Annotated in this window: 17 protein-coding genes; 5 read left to right on the top strand and 12 right to left on the bottom strand. The window is 70.9% G+C overall.

Going from position 1 to position 14,771, the window contains the following annotated elements; genetic code table 11:
• Positions 1-112 precede the first annotated feature (112 nt).
• Positions 113-655: a PPA1309 family protein gene (locus A4E84_RS26680; protein WP_062928970.1), complete on the top strand. Its 543-nt coding sequence runs from the start codon at positions 113-115 to the stop codon at positions 653-655.
• A 43-nt stretch (positions 656-698) separates the two neighbouring features.
• Here A4E84_RS26680 and A4E84_RS26675 read toward each other — a convergent pair whose 3' ends face one another.
• The 4 genes from A4E84_RS26675 to A4E84_RS26665 all read right to left on the bottom strand — a co-directional run bounded on the left by A4E84_RS26675 (position 699) and on the right by A4E84_RS26665 (position 3,867).
• Positions 699-1,790 (bottom strand): YlbL family protein, encoded by a 1,092-nt coding sequence (locus A4E84_RS26675; protein ID WP_062928969.1) that lies wholly within the window; start codon positions 1,788-1,790, stop codon positions 699-701.
• Between the two features lie 101 nt (positions 1,791-1,891).
• Positions 1,892-2,056 carry a hypothetical protein gene (locus A4E84_RS43525; protein WP_167455419.1) on the bottom strand — a complete coding sequence of 55 codons (165 nt, stop codon included), beginning with the start codon at positions 2,054-2,056 and terminating at the stop codon, positions 1,892-1,894.
• A 115-nt stretch (positions 2,057-2,171) separates the two neighbouring features.
• A complete protein-coding gene (locus A4E84_RS26670) occupies positions 2,172-2,633 on the bottom strand; it encodes a molybdenum cofactor biosynthesis protein MoaE (RefSeq protein ID WP_062928968.1) in 462 nt (153 codons plus the stop codon).
• Positions 2,634-2,742: 109 nt separating this feature from the next.
• On the bottom strand, positions 2,743-3,867 hold the full coding sequence (locus A4E84_RS26665; protein WP_062928967.1) for an SDR family oxidoreductase: 1,125 nt from the start codon (positions 3,865-3,867) through the stop codon (positions 2,743-2,745).
• Positions 3,868-4,059: 192 nt separating this feature from the next.
• On the opposite strand from A4E84_RS26665, the gene A4E84_RS26660 reads away from it, so the two are divergent.
• Positions 4,060-5,526 (top strand): zinc-dependent metalloprotease, encoded by a 1,467-nt coding sequence (locus tag A4E84_RS26660; protein ID WP_062928966.1) that lies wholly within the window; start codon positions 4,060-4,062, stop codon positions 5,524-5,526.
• A complete protein-coding gene (locus tag A4E84_RS26655) occupies positions 5,523-6,050 on the top strand; it encodes an NUDIX hydrolase (protein WP_062928965.1) in 528 nt (175 codons plus the stop codon). The genes A4E84_RS26660 and A4E84_RS26655 overlap by 4 nt, the downstream gene beginning before the upstream one ends.
• Positions 6,051-6,227: 177 nt before the next feature.
• Here the strand turns inward: A4E84_RS26655 and A4E84_RS26650 are convergent, their stop codons facing one another.
• The 4 genes from A4E84_RS26650 to A4E84_RS26635 form a co-directional block, all read right to left on the bottom strand.
• Positions 6,228-6,983, bottom strand: a complete 756-nt coding sequence (locus A4E84_RS26650; RefSeq protein ID WP_062928964.1) for an AIM24 family protein — start codon at positions 6,981-6,983, stop codon at positions 6,228-6,230.
• Positions 6,984-7,000: 17 nt separating this feature from the next.
• The gene (locus A4E84_RS26645; protein WP_030854889.1) at positions 7,001-7,681 is read right to left on the bottom strand and encodes an AIM24 family protein; all 681 of its coding nucleotides are present in this window, start codon (positions 7,679-7,681) and stop codon (positions 7,001-7,003) included.
• 11 nt (positions 7,682-7,692) lie between these two features.
• The gene (locus A4E84_RS26640; protein WP_062928963.1) at positions 7,693-9,399 is read right to left on the bottom strand and encodes a TerD family protein; all 1,707 of its coding nucleotides are present in this window, start codon (positions 9,397-9,399) and stop codon (positions 7,693-7,695) included.
• Between the two features lie 142 nt (positions 9,400-9,541).
• Positions 9,542-10,150: a M48 metallopeptidase family protein gene (locus A4E84_RS26635; protein WP_062928962.1), complete on the bottom strand. Its 609-nt coding sequence runs from the start codon at positions 10,148-10,150 to the stop codon at positions 9,542-9,544.
• A 278-nt stretch (positions 10,151-10,428) separates the two neighbouring features.
• Here A4E84_RS26635 and A4E84_RS26630 point away from each other — a divergent pair, with 278 nt between their 5' ends.
• Both A4E84_RS26630 and A4E84_RS26625 read left to right on the top strand, forming a co-directional pair.
• Positions 10,429-11,643 (top strand): ThiF family adenylyltransferase, encoded by a 1,215-nt coding sequence (locus A4E84_RS26630; RefSeq protein WP_062928961.1) that lies wholly within the window; start codon positions 10,429-10,431, stop codon positions 11,641-11,643.
• On the top strand, positions 11,636-13,006 hold the full coding sequence (locus A4E84_RS26625; protein ID WP_062928960.1) for an ABC1 kinase family protein: 1,371 nt from the start codon (positions 11,636-11,638) through the stop codon (positions 13,004-13,006). The genes A4E84_RS26630 and A4E84_RS26625 overlap by 8 nt, the downstream gene beginning before the upstream one ends.
• Positions 13,007-13,022: 16 nt before the next feature.
• Here the strand turns inward: A4E84_RS26625 and A4E84_RS26620 are convergent, their stop codons facing one another.
• From A4E84_RS26620 to A4E84_RS41230, 4 genes are all read right to left on the bottom strand, one after another.
• The gene (locus A4E84_RS26620) at positions 13,023-13,241 is read right to left on the bottom strand and encodes a hypothetical protein (RefSeq protein ID WP_062928959.1); all 219 of its coding nucleotides are present in this window, start codon (positions 13,239-13,241) and stop codon (positions 13,023-13,025) included.
• A 240-nt stretch (positions 13,242-13,481) separates the two neighbouring features.
• Positions 13,482-13,805 (bottom strand): hypothetical protein, encoded by a 324-nt coding sequence (locus A4E84_RS26615; protein WP_062928958.1) that lies wholly within the window; start codon positions 13,803-13,805, stop codon positions 13,482-13,484.
• Positions 13,802-14,170, bottom strand: coding sequence for a WhiB family transcriptional regulator (locus A4E84_RS26610; protein WP_033313877.1), 369 nt, complete (start codon positions 14,168-14,170; stop codon positions 13,802-13,804). The genes A4E84_RS26615 and A4E84_RS26610 overlap by 4 nt, the downstream gene beginning before the upstream one ends.
• A gap of 172 nt (positions 14,171-14,342) precedes the next feature.
• Entirely contained in the window at positions 14,343-14,669 is a 327-nt protein-coding gene (locus tag A4E84_RS41230) for a hypothetical protein (RefSeq protein ID WP_079129127.1), read from the bottom strand.
• Positions 14,670-14,771 lie beyond the last annotated feature (102 nt).

The following is a 14,771-nucleotide window of genomic DNA, read 5'->3' as shown; positions in this document are numbered from 1 at the left end:
GCGTCTTCACGGACCGTGCGTGGCCCCCGTGATCGTGGGCCCCCACCTATGCAACTTACTCACCGTTTACTCGGTTCCCGATTCCGGCCGGGAACGAGAGAGGATTGTGACCATGTCCAACACTCCCATGGCTGCGAACCCGCTCACCCGGGCCGTGCTCGAGATCGACGAGTACGTCTCCGGCCTCGGCTGGGATCAGCCGGCCCGCCTTTTCGCCCTCGTCGACACCGCACGGCTGCGGGCCGAACAACCCTCACTCGCGGACCGGCTCGGTCTGGGCGAAGAGTCGGAGAACCCCGGCCTCACCCCGATCGAGCAGGATGAAGTTCCAACGGGCAAGCCGCTCGACGAGTTCCTCGCCACCATCGCCTGGCCCGACGCGGTGGTCGGCTGCGCCCTCGCGGTGGAGCGCCTGATGCTGCCGCCGTCCGCGGAGGCCCAGGTTCCGGAAGGCCTGAGCGAGGCCGCGCTCACGAAGTGGGTGGCGGACCACCCGGACCGCCAGGAGGTCCGCATGACGGTCGCGGTCCTGCGCGACGGCACGCGTGAGTCGGCCCTGCGGCTGCGCGAGAAGGACTCCCCCACCGAGGTCCTGACCGGCTCCGACCTGGTCCCGGGGCTGGCGGAGGCGCTGGCGGCGACGTTCGAGGAGTAGCCCGACGGACCGTGGGCCCGGTTCTCCGGGCCCGGTCCCTGATCTACTTACCGCACGTCTGCAGATCCGCGGTGTCGCCGCTGCGGATGTCCTTGAGAGCGCCGAGGGCGTCCTTGATGGTGCCCACCTTGATGAGGGTGAGGCCGTCGGGGGTGTCCTTGGCGGCGGCCGCGCAGTTGTCGGCGGGCGTCAGGAAGTACTGCGCCCCCTTGGCCCGGGCGCCCACGGTCTTCATCTCGATGCCGCCGATGGGCCCGACCTTGCCGGCGTCGTCGATCGTGCCGGTGCCCGCCACGAATCTGCCGCCGGTCAGGCTGCCCGGGGTGAGCTTGTCGTAGATGCCGAGAGCGAACATCAGCCCGGCGCTCGGCCCGCCGACGTCGGCGAGCTTGATGTCGATGGTGAACGGGAACGTGTGGTCGGTGCCCGCGGAGATCCCGACGATGGCGCGCTTCTCACCGGTGTCGTCGGACGTCGTGGTGGTCATGCTGATGTCCTGCGTCCTGGTCGGCGTCCGCTTCTCCTTCTCCGCGGCGGCCTGCTCCTTGGCCGGCACGATCGTGAAGCGGACGTCCTGGCCCGGCTTGTGCTTGGTGACGAGCTTCGCGACGTCGTTCGGCTCCTTCACCGCCGTACCGTCGACGGCCTTGATCACGTCCCCCGCGTGCAGCTTGCCCTGGGCCGGGGAGCCCTTGACGACGGTCGAGACGATCACCCAGGACTTCACGGGAACGTCCAGCTGCTTCAGGGCGGCGACCTTGGCGCTCTCCTGGGACTGGCTGAACTCCTCGGCGTTCTCCTGGGTGGACTGCTCCTCGGTCTTGCCGTCCGGATAGAGCGTCTCGTGCGGCACGACCTTGTTGTCGTGTGCGAGCCAGCCGTAGACGGCTTCGACCAGGTTCATCCGGTAGTCGGCGCTCGTGACCCGGACCGTCGTCATGTTCAGATGGCCACTGGTCGCGTAGGTCTTCTTCCCCGCGATCTGCAGCACCGGCTCACCGTCGTGATCGCCCAGCGTGTTCACCGTCGGCCCCGGGGACATCTCCGCGTAGGGCACGGGGATGAACACTCCCGCGCACAGGAGCGCGATCAGCATCAGGGTGGAGGCGAGCATCGTCGCGGTGCGGCGTGGCATGACTCGACAGTACGGGACGGTCCTGTCAGCGCACCGTCAGGGCCGCCCGTCCGGGGCGGCCCTGTGCTCACAGACGCCTGTGACCTGCTGCTTCTCGACCGTCAGGCGCCCGGCCGGGGCTTCTCCATGGCCTCGCGGAAGCGGGCGTAGCCGGTGAGCTCCGGGCCGTCGTTACGGACCTTGCGGGTCCGGTTGGCCCAACTGCCCCAGAGCCCCGCGCCGATGGCAGCCACAAGCGGAATCAGCAACCAGGCGAGCGCCGCCATGCCGACCTCCAACCCCTTTGAACGTCCGCAACTGACTGATCAGCAGATTAACGATCCGCAGTGACAACGCTCACGCCGGGGGTGCGGTTACGCAACCGGAAGGCGACTTCCCGGATCAGCAGGCGCCGACCCATTCCTCGGTGCCGTCGGAGAACTTCTGGTGCTTCCAAATGGGCACTTCGTGTTTGAGGTCGTCGATCAGCTTCCGGCAGGCCTCGAAGGCCTCGCCACGGTGGGGGCAGGAGACCGCCACGACCACGGCCAGATCCCCGACCCGGAGGTCCCCCACGCGGTGCACGGCCGCCAGGGCCCGCACCGGGAACTCGGCGGCGACCTTCTCGGCGATCCGCCGCATCTCGGCCTCGGCACTGGGGTGGCACGAATACCCCAGCTCCTCGACGTCGGCACCCCCGTCGTGGTTCCGCACGGTTCCCACGAAGAGCGCGGTGCCCCCGGCCGCGTCGTCCCCGACGGCCCGGAACACCTCGTCCAGGGAGAGGGCCGAGTCCCGGATCCCGATCAGCTTGATCGGGTCCTGCGCGGCCTGCTCACCCGGGTGATCGTTCGTGGTTGCCATGCCCCCATCGTGCCGCACGCGACCGACGGCAGGGAATAGAGCCATCGACCGGCCCGCGCGCGTACGAGTTTGGAGTCTCCTACAGGGGCAGGTTCCGGCCGCAGGTGCCTCAGATCCGCCGCCGGGCCTTGCGCGCCCGCCGTACCACCGCGGCCGCACCCAGCAGCGCCACCGTCGCGCCGGCGGCACCCGCGGCCGTCGCGTCCTTGCGGCCCAGTCGCCGCCCGGCGACCGTGTGCCGGCCCGCGACGTCCTCCAGGAGTTCCGCCAGCACCTCCTCGTTGGTGTGCTGCGGCCGCCACCCGGCGTCGTGCAGCCGGCTGCCGCTCACCACCCAGGGGTACATCGTGTACGCCAGGTCCCCGGCCGGGGACGGCGTGAGCCCGATCCGGTGCAGCCGCGCCGCCGCACCCAGCGCGACCGCCGACGGCAGTTCCATCCGCCGGATCCCGCTGAGCTCCTCGACCTCCTCCTGCTCCAGCCAGCCGTCGCACCCGACGGTCAGTTCCCCGTCGACCTTCTCCAGGACGGCGTACTCCAGCGCGCTGCACAGGTCCTCGACGTGGCAGAACTGCCACGCGGGCCGCGACCCGGCGACGACGAGGAGCCGGGGAGACTCGAAGTACCTGGTCAGCGCGGTGTCCGTGCCTCCACCCACCAGCACGGCGGGCCGTACCACGGTGACGTTGAGCCCCGGGTGCGCGCGGGGCGCGCGCCTCGCCAGCCGTTCGATCTCCAGGAGGTCGCCGACGCCGGTCGCCTCGGCCGTGGCGCGCAGCTCGGCGTCCTCGGACAGCGGCAGCTCGTTGTCGGGCAGCGCCCCGTAGACCATCGCCGAGGTACAGAGCACCACCCGGTGCACTCCGGCCGCCGCGGCGGCCGTCAGGACGGTCTGCGTCCCCCGCACGTTGTAGGCCGTTCGGGCGGCCGCGTCGGTTTCCAGATCGAGATCCAGTGCGAGGTGCACCACCACGTCGGCGCCACGCAGTTTGTCCGCGATGGCCGGATCCCGTACGTCCAGGATGTGCCACTGGGCCGCGGCGCACTCGCCGCGCCGCTCGTCGATGGCCACGACCTGCTTGACCTCGGCGGACGCGGCGAGCTGCTCGGTGAGCAGGGCTCCTACGCCGTACGCGGCGCCGGTGACCGCGACGACGGGTCCACGTGCCGCGGGGCTCGCGGAACTGGTTGACTGGTTTCGCGCTGCGCGAACCTGCGGATCTGGGGAACTCACCGGGCGTCTCCAGCGGTTGTCTTCAGTACGAGCGCGTCCGACGCGTGCGTACCAGGTGGCATCCATCCTGCCGCAGGCCGTCAGTCGGCGAAGCACCGAGGCCCGATCCGCCCCAGGTGTCTACGCTGGGTGGTGTTGTCGGGCAGCCGTGCCGCCGGAAAGAACCGGCGGCCCTACCAGCCGAGGAATCCCGTGAGTGACACCCCATTCGGATTCGGCCTTCCGCCGGAGGAGCCGGACGACGGCGACGAGGGCAAGAAGAAGGACCAGGAGAGCGGTGGTGGTCAGGGACCGGCCAACCCGTTCGGTTTCGGCGGCCTGCCCGGAGCCGGAGGCTTCGGCGGAGGCCCTGGTGGCCCCGGGGGCCCCGGTGCGGACAATCCGTTCGCAGCCATGTTCGGGTCGCTGAACCCCACCGACCTGGGTGCCGCGTTCCAGCAGTTGGGCCAGATGCTCTCCTACGAGGGCGGCCCGGTGAACTGGGACATGGCCAAACAGATCGCCCGCCAGACGGTCTCCCAGGGCAGTCCGGACGGCACCAAGGACGCCAGTGTCGGCCCCGCCGACCGCAAGGGCGTCGAGGAAGCCGTCCGCCTGGCCGACCTGTGGCTGGACGACGCCACGTCCCTGCCCTCCGGCGCCGCCTCCGCGGTGGCCTGGAGCCGCGCGGAGTGGGTCGAGGCCACCCTGCCCGCCTGGAAGGAGCTCGTCGACCCGGTCGCCGAGCGCGTCGGCACCGCCATGGGTGACGTCCTGCCGGAGGAGATGCAGGCCATGGCCGGCCCGCTGATCGGCATGATGCGCTCGATGGGCGGCGCCATGTTCGGCACACAGATCGGCCAGGCCGTCGGTGTGCTCGCCGGTGAGGTCGTCGGCTCGTCCGACGTCGGCCTGCCGCTCGGCCCGGCCGGAAAGGCCGCGCTGCTGCCGGTGAACATCGAGACGTTCGGCAAGGACCTGAGCGTCCCCCAGGAGGAGGTGCGGCTGTATCTCGCGCTGCGCGAGGCCGCCCACCAGCGCCTGTTCGCGCATGTGCCCTGGCTGCGCTCGCATCTGTTCGGTGCGGTCGACGGCTACGCGCGCGGGATCAAGGTCGACACGGCCAAGCTGGAGGATGTGGTCGGCCAGTTCGACCCGCAGAATCCGGAGCAGTTGCAGGAGGCCCTCCAGCAGGGCATGTTCCAGCCGGAGGACACGCCCGAGCAGAAGGCGGCCCTGGCCCGTCTGGAGACGGCTCTGGCGCTCGTGGAGGGCTGGGTGGACGCGGTGGTCCACGCCGCCGCGAAACCCCGCCTGGCGTCCGCCGACGCCCTGCGCGAGACGCTGCGCCGCCGCCGCGCCTCGGGCGGTCCGGCCGAGCAGACGTTCGCCACGCTGATCGGCCTGGAGCTGCGCCCGCGCCGCCTGCGGGACGCCTCCCGTCTGTGGGCCTCGCTCACGGACGCGCGCGGTGTCGACGGCCGGGACGCCCTGTGGCACCACCCGGACATGCTGCCGACGGCGACCGACCTGGACGACCCGGACGGCTTCGTGCACCGCGAGCAGATCGACTTCTCCGAGCTGGACAAGATGCTCGGCGAGGCGGCGGACAAGCCCGACCTCAAGAAGAAGGACGAGGGCGAGGGCCAGGGCAAGGACAAGGGCGACGACGCCGGGTGAGTCTGTACGACGACGCGGTCCTCGTGCTGAAGGGGTACGAGGACCAGACGGACCTCCGCCAGGCGTATCTCGACCATCTGGCGGAGCACCCGGACGGCTTGTGGAAGGCCTGCCACGCGGGGCACATCACGGCGAGCGCGCTGGTGATCGACCCCGAGGGCGGCCGGGTGCTGCTGACTCTGCACAAGAAGCTGCAGATGTGGCTGCAGATGGGCGGCCACTGCGAGCCGGGCGACGCCTCCCTGGCGGACGCGGCCCTGCGGGAGGCGACGGAGGAGTCCGGTGTCTCGGGGCTCTCCCTGCTGCCCGGCGGGCCGGTGCGGCTGGACCGGCATCCGATCCCGCCGCCGTGCCACTGCCACTTCGACGTCCAGTACGCGGTCGTGGCACCGCCGGACGCCGCGCACGCGATCAGCGACGAGTCCCTGGACGTGCGCTGGTTCGGGTATGACGAGGTTCCGAAGGTGGCGGACGAGTCGGTCCTACGGCTGTTGGAGGCGACGCGGGCAAGGCTCGCTCTCTGAGCAGGTGTAAGGGGCGGCCGCACAAGTGGCCGCCCCTTACATGTGGTCCTGACCGTGGGGTGCGCCCCCGTCAGGGGCGCGGGGAACAGCGCGACCAGCCACGGACGGACCAGCCACGGGCGGCCCACAGCCCGAGGCGGGACGAACAGCCCCCGATCGGCCGAACCCGCGGAGCGCTCAGCTCCAGACGTTGCCCTGGTTCTGCCCGCGCGCCCCTTGCTGCCCCATGCCGTACTGCGCGGCGATGCCCGAGCCGATCTGGGCGCCCTGCGGCGGCAGCAGCTCGCTCGGCTGGACGAGCGCGAAGCCGGTGCCCATGAAGCTGAGCTCCCAGCCCTCACCGGTGCTGCCGCGGCGCCGCCACACCCCGGAGGAGTGCGTCTGGGCCTGCATCTGCACGCGCAGGCTGGTCGACCAGGCGACGATCGCGTCGGCGTCGCAGTTGACGTACTTGTCGGGCGTCACCTGCAGCAGCAGCGGCATCCCGGAGGTCATCAGGGCGAGCTTGCCCCGGCCCGAGATGTTGAGCTGGTACTTCCCGGAGCCGGAGATGCCGTAGAGGCTGTCCACGGCGATGACCTCGTGGTGCAGGGAGGAGTCCATCGCCAGTACGTAGCTGCTGTCGACGGTGAGGCCGTCCTGGTCCACCTCCATGACGTGCACGTGCTGCTTGAGGTTGGCGAGGTAGACCGTGCCCTGCCCGTGGCAGCGCATCAGGTCGAGTCCCTCACCGGTGTGCGCACGCGCGCGTGACTGCTCGTTGCTCTGGTACTCGGCGTCGAACTCGACGAGGCCCTGGTAGGCGACCATGGTGCCCTTGCGGGCCAGGATGTCGTCGTGGCCCTCCAGGGCGACGCGCAGCATCTGCTTGTTCTGCAGACTCCAGCGCTCCTGGGTCTGCTGCTCGTTGTAGGCGAAAATCGGGCTCTGCATGGCGTGTGGTTCCCCCCTCAGCCCCGGACCCGGAGACGGTCGGTGCTGTCCTCGCTGGGCTGGACGACGACGATGCCCTGACCGGAGAAGGCCATCTGGTAGGCCTCGCCGCTGCCGCGGCCGATCAGCGACTGGGCCCGGAAGCTGCGCTTGCCCTTCACCTTGAGGTTCGGGGACCAGGCGACGAGCGCGTCGGGGTCGACGTACGTCTCGTCCTCGCCGCCTCCGCAGTCGACGACGATGGGCTTGCCCCGGGAGGTCAGCGCGACCCAGCCCTGCCCGGAGATCTTGGTGTTCCACAGGCCCTGCCCAGCGAACTTCGCCAGGCCCTTGACCCGCTCCACGCCCCACGTGAGGTGGGCGTCGAAGGCGAGCAGGTTGGTGGCGTTGACGGAGATGCCGTCGCCGTTGAGGTTGATGACGACGACGTTCGCCCCGTAGTCGGCGAGGTAGAGCAGGCCGTCGCCGGAGCACTTCATCAGGGGCGCGCCCTCGCCGGTCAGCCAGTCCTTGGCGATCTGGCGCACGGCCGGCGGATTGGGCTCGTACTGCACGAAGCCTTCGTAGGCGACCATCGACCCCACGCGCGCGAGGAGGTCGTTCCCGGTCTGCATGGCGACCTTCAGCATGTGGTTGCCGTGGTTCTCCATGCGGGCGGTGACGGGTGCGGGGGCATGGCCCGCGAGCTGCTGTGTCATGACGGGCTCCCTCAGACCTCGTACGGCTGGACGACGATGAAGTTGCCGGGCGCGCCCCGGAACTGGAGGTTGACGCTCTCCCCCGTGTCACCGGGGTAGGCGTTGCGGCGCATCCGCACCTGGCTGGAGACGACGACCTGGGCCGCGGCCGACCAGGCGACCACGGCGTTGCAGTCGGCGAACGTGGTGGGCGTGACGGGCAGCACCACGGGCGTGCCGTGCGTCTTCACGACGATCGTGCCGGTGCCCTGGAACTGCATGGTGAACAGCGCGCCGCCGGGGATGCCGTGGCCCTCGATGCGGCGGACCTCGTACTGGAGGCTCTCGTCGAACGCGAGGACGTTCTCGGCGGAGACGCAGACGGCGTCACCCTGCAGTTCGAGGGGGTGCAACATGGTCGAGCTCTCGGCGAGGAACACCTGGCCCTGGCCCGTGCAGCGCATCAGCTGCATCTCCTGGCCGGTCGCGTTGCCCACGATCCGGCCGGAGAAGCCGGCGCCCTTGTAGCTGAAGTCGACCTTGCCCTGGTACAGCACCATGCTGCCCTGCCGGGCCAGCACGGGCTGCCCGCCGATGCCGAGGTCGACGCGGACGAGCTTCTTGTTCTGCTGCGTCCAGCGCTGCCCGGTCGGGGTCTCCTTGAACTGCTGGAGCGCGGCGGACACGCCGGGTCCCTGGGGAGCGCCTTGAGGAGCACCTTGCGGGGCTCCGTGGGGAAGACCCTGCGGGGCTCCGTAGGGGGCCTGTCCGAACGGCGGAGGCTGCTGGCCGTAGCCCGGGGGCGGCGTCGGCTGGCCGTAGCCGGGCGGCGGGGCCGGGGCGTGGGGCGCCGGGGGCTGGCCGTAGCCGGGAGGCGGCGGCGCCGTCTGGCCGGGGACCTGGCCGTACTGCGGCGGCTGCTGGCCCGGCTGGCCGTACGGCGCGGGTGCCGGCGGCGGCACCGGGGAGCCGCCGGGCGGGGTGTTCAGGGGCGCGACGATCGTCGGGGCAGCGTGCACCTGGGGCGGCGGGGCCGGAGGCGGGGGGGGGCCGGGCGGGGGCGCGAAACCCTGCGCGGCGGGCTGAGGCACGGGAGCCGGAGGCGCCGCCGGGGCAGGCTCCGCAGTTCCGGGGACTCCGAACGCGGGCGGCGCGAAGCCCGGGGCCGCGCCGGCCTGCGACTGCTGCGGGGCGGGCGCGGGCGCCTCCTCCTCGGCCACCTCGCCGCCGAAGTTCTTCAGCAGCGCATCCAGGCCTCCGTCGAAGCCCTGCCCGACCGCGGCGAAGCGCCATACGTCCTTGAGGTAGAAGTCGCCGAGCATCACGGCCCGTTCGGTGGAGAACTCCGAGCCGTTGAAGGAGTAGCGCGCCACCTCCTCGCCGCCCGCGACGATCCGGATGTAGCCGGAGGCGATCTGCGACATCTGCCCGGCGCCGTCGATGGTCGCCGTGAAGGACAGCTTCTGGATCTGTGACGGAATCCGGTCGAGCGTCACCCGGAAGGACTCCGTGTCGCCCGCCTGGGCGCCCAGGAGCTGGATGGACTCCTCGGGGGACTTCGGCTGGTTGAAGAAGACGAAGTACCGGTCGTCCGACAGCCGTTCGTCGGCGTCGAGGCCGAAGCAGCTGATGTCGAAGGTCAGCCCGGGGCCGGCGATCTGTACGCCTACGTACAGATCCGTGCCCGCGGTGAGGTCACTGATCCTGGCCTTGTGGCCGCGTTGGAATTCCCTGGCCATGCGTAACGACCGTCCCCCATCCAGAGCGTGAGTGCGTCGCGCCAGGCTAACGGCAAACTCGGACACCGGACGAGGTCGGTACAGAGCCGGTACACAACGCCCGCACAGCCGTATCGGCTGTTCGCTCGCGGAAAGCGGTCGGTCACCCCACGGGGCTCTCACCGCGGGTGCCGGGCACATGGGGCAACCGCTCGGCGGCGGCCACGCCTTCGAGGTATCCCCGGGCCCGCTCCGTGCGCGGATAGGCCTCCAGGAGTTCCCAGAAGCGAGGTCCGTGTCCGGGGACGAGCAGATGGGCGAGTTCGTGGACGAGGACGTAGTCGACGACGTAGTCGGGCATGCCCTGGAGGCGGTGCGACAGGCGGATGCTGCCCTCGGAGGGGGTGCAGGACCCCCAACGCGTGTTCTGGTTGGTCACCCAGCGCACCGACGCGGGCCGGGCCCGACCCTCGAAGTACTGGTCCGAAAGACGCCGGGCGCGCTCGGCCAGCTCGGCGTCGCCGAGGGCCCGCTTGCTCTCCTGGGCGGCCAGCTTGTCGAGCATGACGTTCACCCAGCGCTGCTCCTCCGCCTCGGACATCCGGGCGGGGATGAGCACTACGGTGCGATCGCCCTCGCGGTACGCGGAGACCGTTCTGCGTCGGCGGGTGCTCCTGCGGACCTCGATCGCGCTCGCCCCCGAGCCGCTCGGCGGCTGGCTCGTCGTGCTGCGCTGTGCGGTTCCGGCGCGGTGCAGTGGGTCGGCGGGCACGCCCCGACGTTACCCGCTGCACACGGGGAAGTCCCGACTCCGGGACGGTTCCGTGCCGCCGCTCCCACCGGCCGCCGGATTTGTACGATGAATACTCGCACCTGTGGACAACTTTCGGCAGCCGACGGCGGGGTTGGGCATGCTGGATCTCGTCGGCGAAGCGATGACGGGTCGGTCCGGGACCAGAGGCCGGCCGTGCCCGCACTCGGACTCGGCCAGGGGCCGCATCCTCGCTCCGTCGACGTACGGGGACGATCTGCGGCATACGGGGGACTGTCATGCATCCGATGGTGAAACCCGCGCTCAGGCGCGGCTGGCGTGACCTCAAGACCGTGCAGTTCGGGATGACACCGGTGCACGCGATGACGCTCGGCCCGATGGACCTGGCCACGGGCAGCTTCCTCGACCTGCTGAACGGCACGCGGGGGCTGGAGCTCCTGCGCGAGGAGGGACGCCGCATGGACCTGCCCGACGGTCATGTCGACGGACTGGTGCGTGGGCTCGCGCGAGCCGGGCTGCTGGACGACTCCCGGGGCGGCGGACCGGCCGCCGACGCCCTGCGGAAGAAGAAGGAGGTGCTGGACCGGCTGCGCCCCGACCTTGCCTCCCTGTCCCTGACGACATCCACGCCCGGCGACGCGATCGGGCAGCTGGCCGCCCGGCGCTCGCAGCGTGTGCAGGTGCGGGGCGCGGGACGGGTGGGCGCCGTGCTGGCCTCGCTCCTGGCCGGGGCCGGCGTGGGCGAGGTGGATGTGCTCGACGGTGGCAGTGTGGAGCCGTGGGACGTCGCTCCGGGCGGGCTTCCCCCGGAATCCGTCGGCGACCGGAGGGACGAGTCGGCCCGCCGTGCCGTGCGCCGGGCGGCCCCGGACCGGCCGCCCCGCCGTGCATCGGCCCAGGCGACCGAGGAGGACGGCGACCCGGGATTCTCACTGGTGATCCTCGCCCCACGTGACGACGTCGCCGTGCACGCACCAGACCCGGCCGCCGCCGAGCCGCTGATGGCTTCCGGGACCCCGCATCTGTACGCCGGTGTCGTGGAGGGCACCGGTGTGGTCGGCCCTTTCGTCCTGCCCGGGGAGACGGGCTGCGCGGGCTGTCTGCACGAGGACCGCGTCGATCGGGACCAGGCCTGGCCGCGCCTCATCGCCCAGTGGCGCTCCGGCAGGCAGCGGCAGGTGCGGCCCTGCGATCTGACGCTGGCCACGACCGTGGCCGGACTGGCCGCCGCCCATGCGCTGGCCTTCCTGGACGGCCGGGTTCCGTCCAGCACCGGGGCCCGCTGGGAGGTCTCCGTCCCGGCTCTCCACTGGCAAGCGCGGCCGGTCCGGGCACATCCGGCATGCTCGTGTGCGGCGGCGGAGAGAGGAATAGGGGAGCACCTCTCGGAGGACGGGGAGTCGCACGAGACAATGGCGGTGCAACGGCCGTCGGAGCACTGCCGCAAGGCAGAGGCGGAGCGGCCGGCTGGGACTTGGAGGGCGCATGTCTGATCTTCCCCGGAAGGCGGTTACCCGGACCGCCAAGCTCGCCGCGCTCCCGCTCGGCATCGCCGGGCGGGCCACCTGGGGATTCGGCAAGCGGATCGTCGGCGAGTCCGCCGAGCTCGTCGGCCGGGAACTCCAACAGCGCACGGCGGAGCAGCTGTTCAAGGTGCTCGGCGAGCTCAAGGGCGGGGCGATGAAGTTCGGCCAGGCCCTGTCGGTCTTCGAGTCCGCGCTGCCCGAGGAGGTGGCCGGCCCCTACCGGGCCGCGCTGACCAAGCTCCAGGAGGCGGCGCCGCCCATGCCGACCCGCACCGTGCACGCGGTGCTGGAGGAGCGGCTCGGCGAGGGCTGGCACGAGCTGTTCCTGGAGTTCGAGGACAAGCCCGCCGCGGCGGCCTCGATCGGCCAGGTGCACCAGGGGGTGTGGCACGACGGCCGCGAGGTGGCGGTCAAGGTGCAGTACCCGGGTGCCGGTGAGGCCCTGCTGTCGGACCTGAACCAGCTGAGTCGCTTCTCGCGTCTGCTCGGTCCGCTGATCCCCGGCATGGACATCAAGCCGCTGATCTCGGAGCTGAAGGACCGCGTCTCGGAGGAGCTGGACTACGGCCTGGAGGCCCAGGCCCAGCAGGCCCACGCCGAGGAGTTCACGGACGACCCGGACGTGGTCGTGCCCCAGGTGGTGCACCAGTCCGACCAGGTCCTGGTCACCGAGTGGATGGACGGCATCCCGCTGTCGGAGATCATCTCGGACGGCACCCAGGAGCAGCGCAACCGTGCCGGTCAGCTGCTGGCCCGCTTCCTGTTCTCCGGCCCCGCCCGCACGGGCCTGCTGCACGCCGATCCCCACCCGGGCAACTTCCGGCTTCTGCCCGGCGGCCCGGAGGGTGAGGACGACTGGCGGCTGGGCGTCCTGGACTTCGGCACGGTCGACCGTCTCCCCGGGGGACTGCCGGCCACGATCGGCGAGTCCCTGCGGATGACCCTCGACGGGGAGGCCGAGGCGGTCTACGAGCTGCTGTGCGCGGAAGGGTTCGTCAAGGAGACCATAGAGCTGGACCCGGACGCCGTCATGGACTACCTGCTGCCGATCATCGAGCCGGCCCAGGTCGAGGAGTTCACCTTCACGCGGGGCTGGATGCGCAGCCAGGCGGCTCGGGTCGCCGACCCTCGCTCCCCCGCCTACCAGCTCGGCAAGCAGCTCAACCTGCCCCCGTCCTATCTGCTGATCCACCGGGTGACATTGAGCACGATCGGCGTGCTGTGTCAGCTGGGGGCGACGGTGCGGTTGCGCGAGGAGCTGGAGGAGTGGCTGCCGGGGTTCGTCCCCGAGGACCCGGTGGACGGCGAAGAGGCGGTGGCGCAGGCGTGAGTCCCGGTCGCGGGGTTCACCACCAGTCCGAGTCCAAGCGCCCCTCGATGGACCTGAGGTTCTCTCGGGAGCACATCTCGCAGTAGTACTGACGGATGCCGCTCTCCACGGAGTATGTCCAGGTGAGGGGTGGGCCTTCGGTCAGGACGTCGGCCGATGCGCCGCAGCGGGCGCAGACGAAGCGCCGCGGCTCGGTGGCGGAGCCGTCGTCGCCGCCTCCAGGAGGACTCGTCACCCGGCGACGATATCTCCGCGCCCGGCGCTTCGGTGGGCACAACGCCCGGCCGGACGAACACCGCGCACCAACTCGGGTGGCACCAAGCACCCGGCACCGGTGGGCGCCGCGTGCGCTCCTGGTCGGCCCAACGCACCGCGGGGACCGGCCCGTTCGGTACGGACCGGCCCCCGCGATGAGAGCTCTACGGCGGCAGCAGCGGGGCCTCCCTTGCCCGGAGGCCCTCGTTGGGTGGGCGGGTTACTGCATGACCGCCATGGCGAGCGCCCGACGGGCACGCATCGACGCGCGCTCCGCCCTGCGCTGCATCCGGCGGGCGGCCACCAGGCGCACGGCCTGGCGATCCCGCTCCGCTTCCTGCAGTCGCTCGCGCATATGCGCACGAGCCATGGCTTCTGGGATGAGTTGCATCTCTCGGGTCCTGTTCTGACGCGAGTCCTTCGCGCCGCTGATGGTGAAGTCTTGGGTCGCGGAGCCTGCGGGCTCGTAAGTGGACGGCTTCATCGGGGCCTGCTTCTGCGGGTTGTGCGTGAGGGGGCGGTCGATCGTTCCTGCGATGTTCATGCTGTGACCGGGTTCTTGCGCGGGCGGCCACGCGGCCGCTTCCGGGCGACGACGACACCCTGGACGAACAGCTCGCCACCCCAGACGCCCCAGGGCTCACGCCGCTCCTTGGCGCCGGCGAGGCAGGCCTCGACCAGCGGGCAGGTGCGGCAGAGGGACTTGGCGTACTCGACGTCCGCGGGTGACTCGGCGAAGAAGACCTCCGGGTCGTACGAACGGCACGGGACGGGTACGCCGAGGTTCTCGATGGCGTCGTCGAGCGCGGTGAGCGCGGTGAGCGGGGTCAAGGCGGGGTCCTCCGTGGAGCCGGGCTTGGGGATCGTGTCGGAAGGCGGTACGGACGGGGCGTGCGCTTCGAGTTGCACGGTTCGTCTTCCTCGTCTGGTCGTTCCGGCCTGTTGGCCGGGGTGGGTGGTACCGGGTTCTCTTCTTGTCCCGAGGCTCCTTCGGTCTGTCATCCCTGTTCAGGGACAAACAGAAGGGCCGCGGATCCCGGATGGGGTTCCGCGGCCCTGAAGGCGCCGGCCTGATCGGCGATCAGGCTGGATCACTCCAGGGTTCTGGCCCACGGAAGGCCCACATCTGGTGGTGCTGCGTCGTCTGCTTCCGGAATCCGGCACCGGTCGCCGTAAAGGCATAGGCCTGCGCCTGTGCCGCTACTGCCGCTTCCAGTGCCTTGGTCGGTCGCTCATTGCGCTCACGGACGGGAAGGCCCGCGGGGGCAACGGAGGAGGACGCCGGGCGGACGGCACGAATGCCGGACAGACCGGTGCCCAGGTTCGAAACGCCGAGCATGCACGCGGAGACGGCCGAGCGATCGGTCATTTTCACGGTGCTGACGGAGCTGGTGTAGATGCTGACCACTGGACTCGCCTCCTCTCGGCGTATCGGGGGACTGGGTGAACCAGTCCGACGGATATGCAAGTACAACACGGGATCAGGGCCTTCGAGAAGGCCGCTGCTCTC

The sequence above is a fragment of the Streptomyces qaidamensis genome, from assembly GCF_001611795.1.
In the GTDB taxonomy this organism is placed as follows: domain Bacteria; phylum Actinomycetota; class Actinomycetes; order Streptomycetales; family Streptomycetaceae; genus Streptomyces; species Streptomyces qaidamensis.
The sequence above is the reverse complement of the archived record's forward strand: the minus strand, read 5'-3'. Positions and strand labels throughout refer to the sequence as shown.

Coding starts and splice junctions, on each gene's coding strand:
- A4E84_RS26680 (WP_062928970.1), top strand. CDS start 113: ATGTCCAACACTCCCATGGCTGCGAACCCGCTCACCCGGGCCGTGCTC.
- A4E84_RS26630 (WP_062928961.1), top strand. CDS start 10,429: ATGCATCCGATGGTGAAACCCGCGCTCAGGCGCGGCTGGCGTGACCTC.
- A4E84_RS26675 (WP_062928969.1), bottom strand. CDS start 1,790: ATGCCACGCCGCACCGCGACGATGCTCGCCTCCACCCTGATGCTGATC.
- A4E84_RS26640 (WP_062928963.1), bottom strand. CDS start 9,399: ATGGCCAGGGAATTCCAACGCGGCCACAAGGCCAGGATCAGTGACCTC.
- A4E84_RS26625 (WP_062928960.1), top strand. CDS start 11,636: ATGTCTGATCTTCCCCGGAAGGCGGTTACCCGGACCGCCAAGCTCGCC.
- A4E84_RS43525 (WP_167455419.1), bottom strand. CDS start 2,056: ATGGCGGCGCTCGCCTGGTTGCTGATTCCGCTTGTGGCTGCCATCGGC.
- A4E84_RS26645 (WP_030854889.1), bottom strand. CDS start 7,681: ATGACACAGCAGCTCGCGGGCCATGCCCCCGCACCCGTCACCGCCCGC.
- A4E84_RS26650 (WP_062928964.1), bottom strand. CDS start 6,983: ATGCAGAGCCCGATTTTCGCCTACAACGAGCAGCAGACCCAGGAGCGC.
- A4E84_RS26615 (WP_062928958.1), bottom strand. CDS start 13,805: ATGAACATCGCAGGAACGATCGACCGCCCCCTCACGCACAACCCGCAG.
- A4E84_RS26670 (WP_062928968.1), bottom strand. CDS start 2,633: ATGGCAACCACGAACGATCACCCGGGTGAGCAGGCCGCGCAGGACCCG.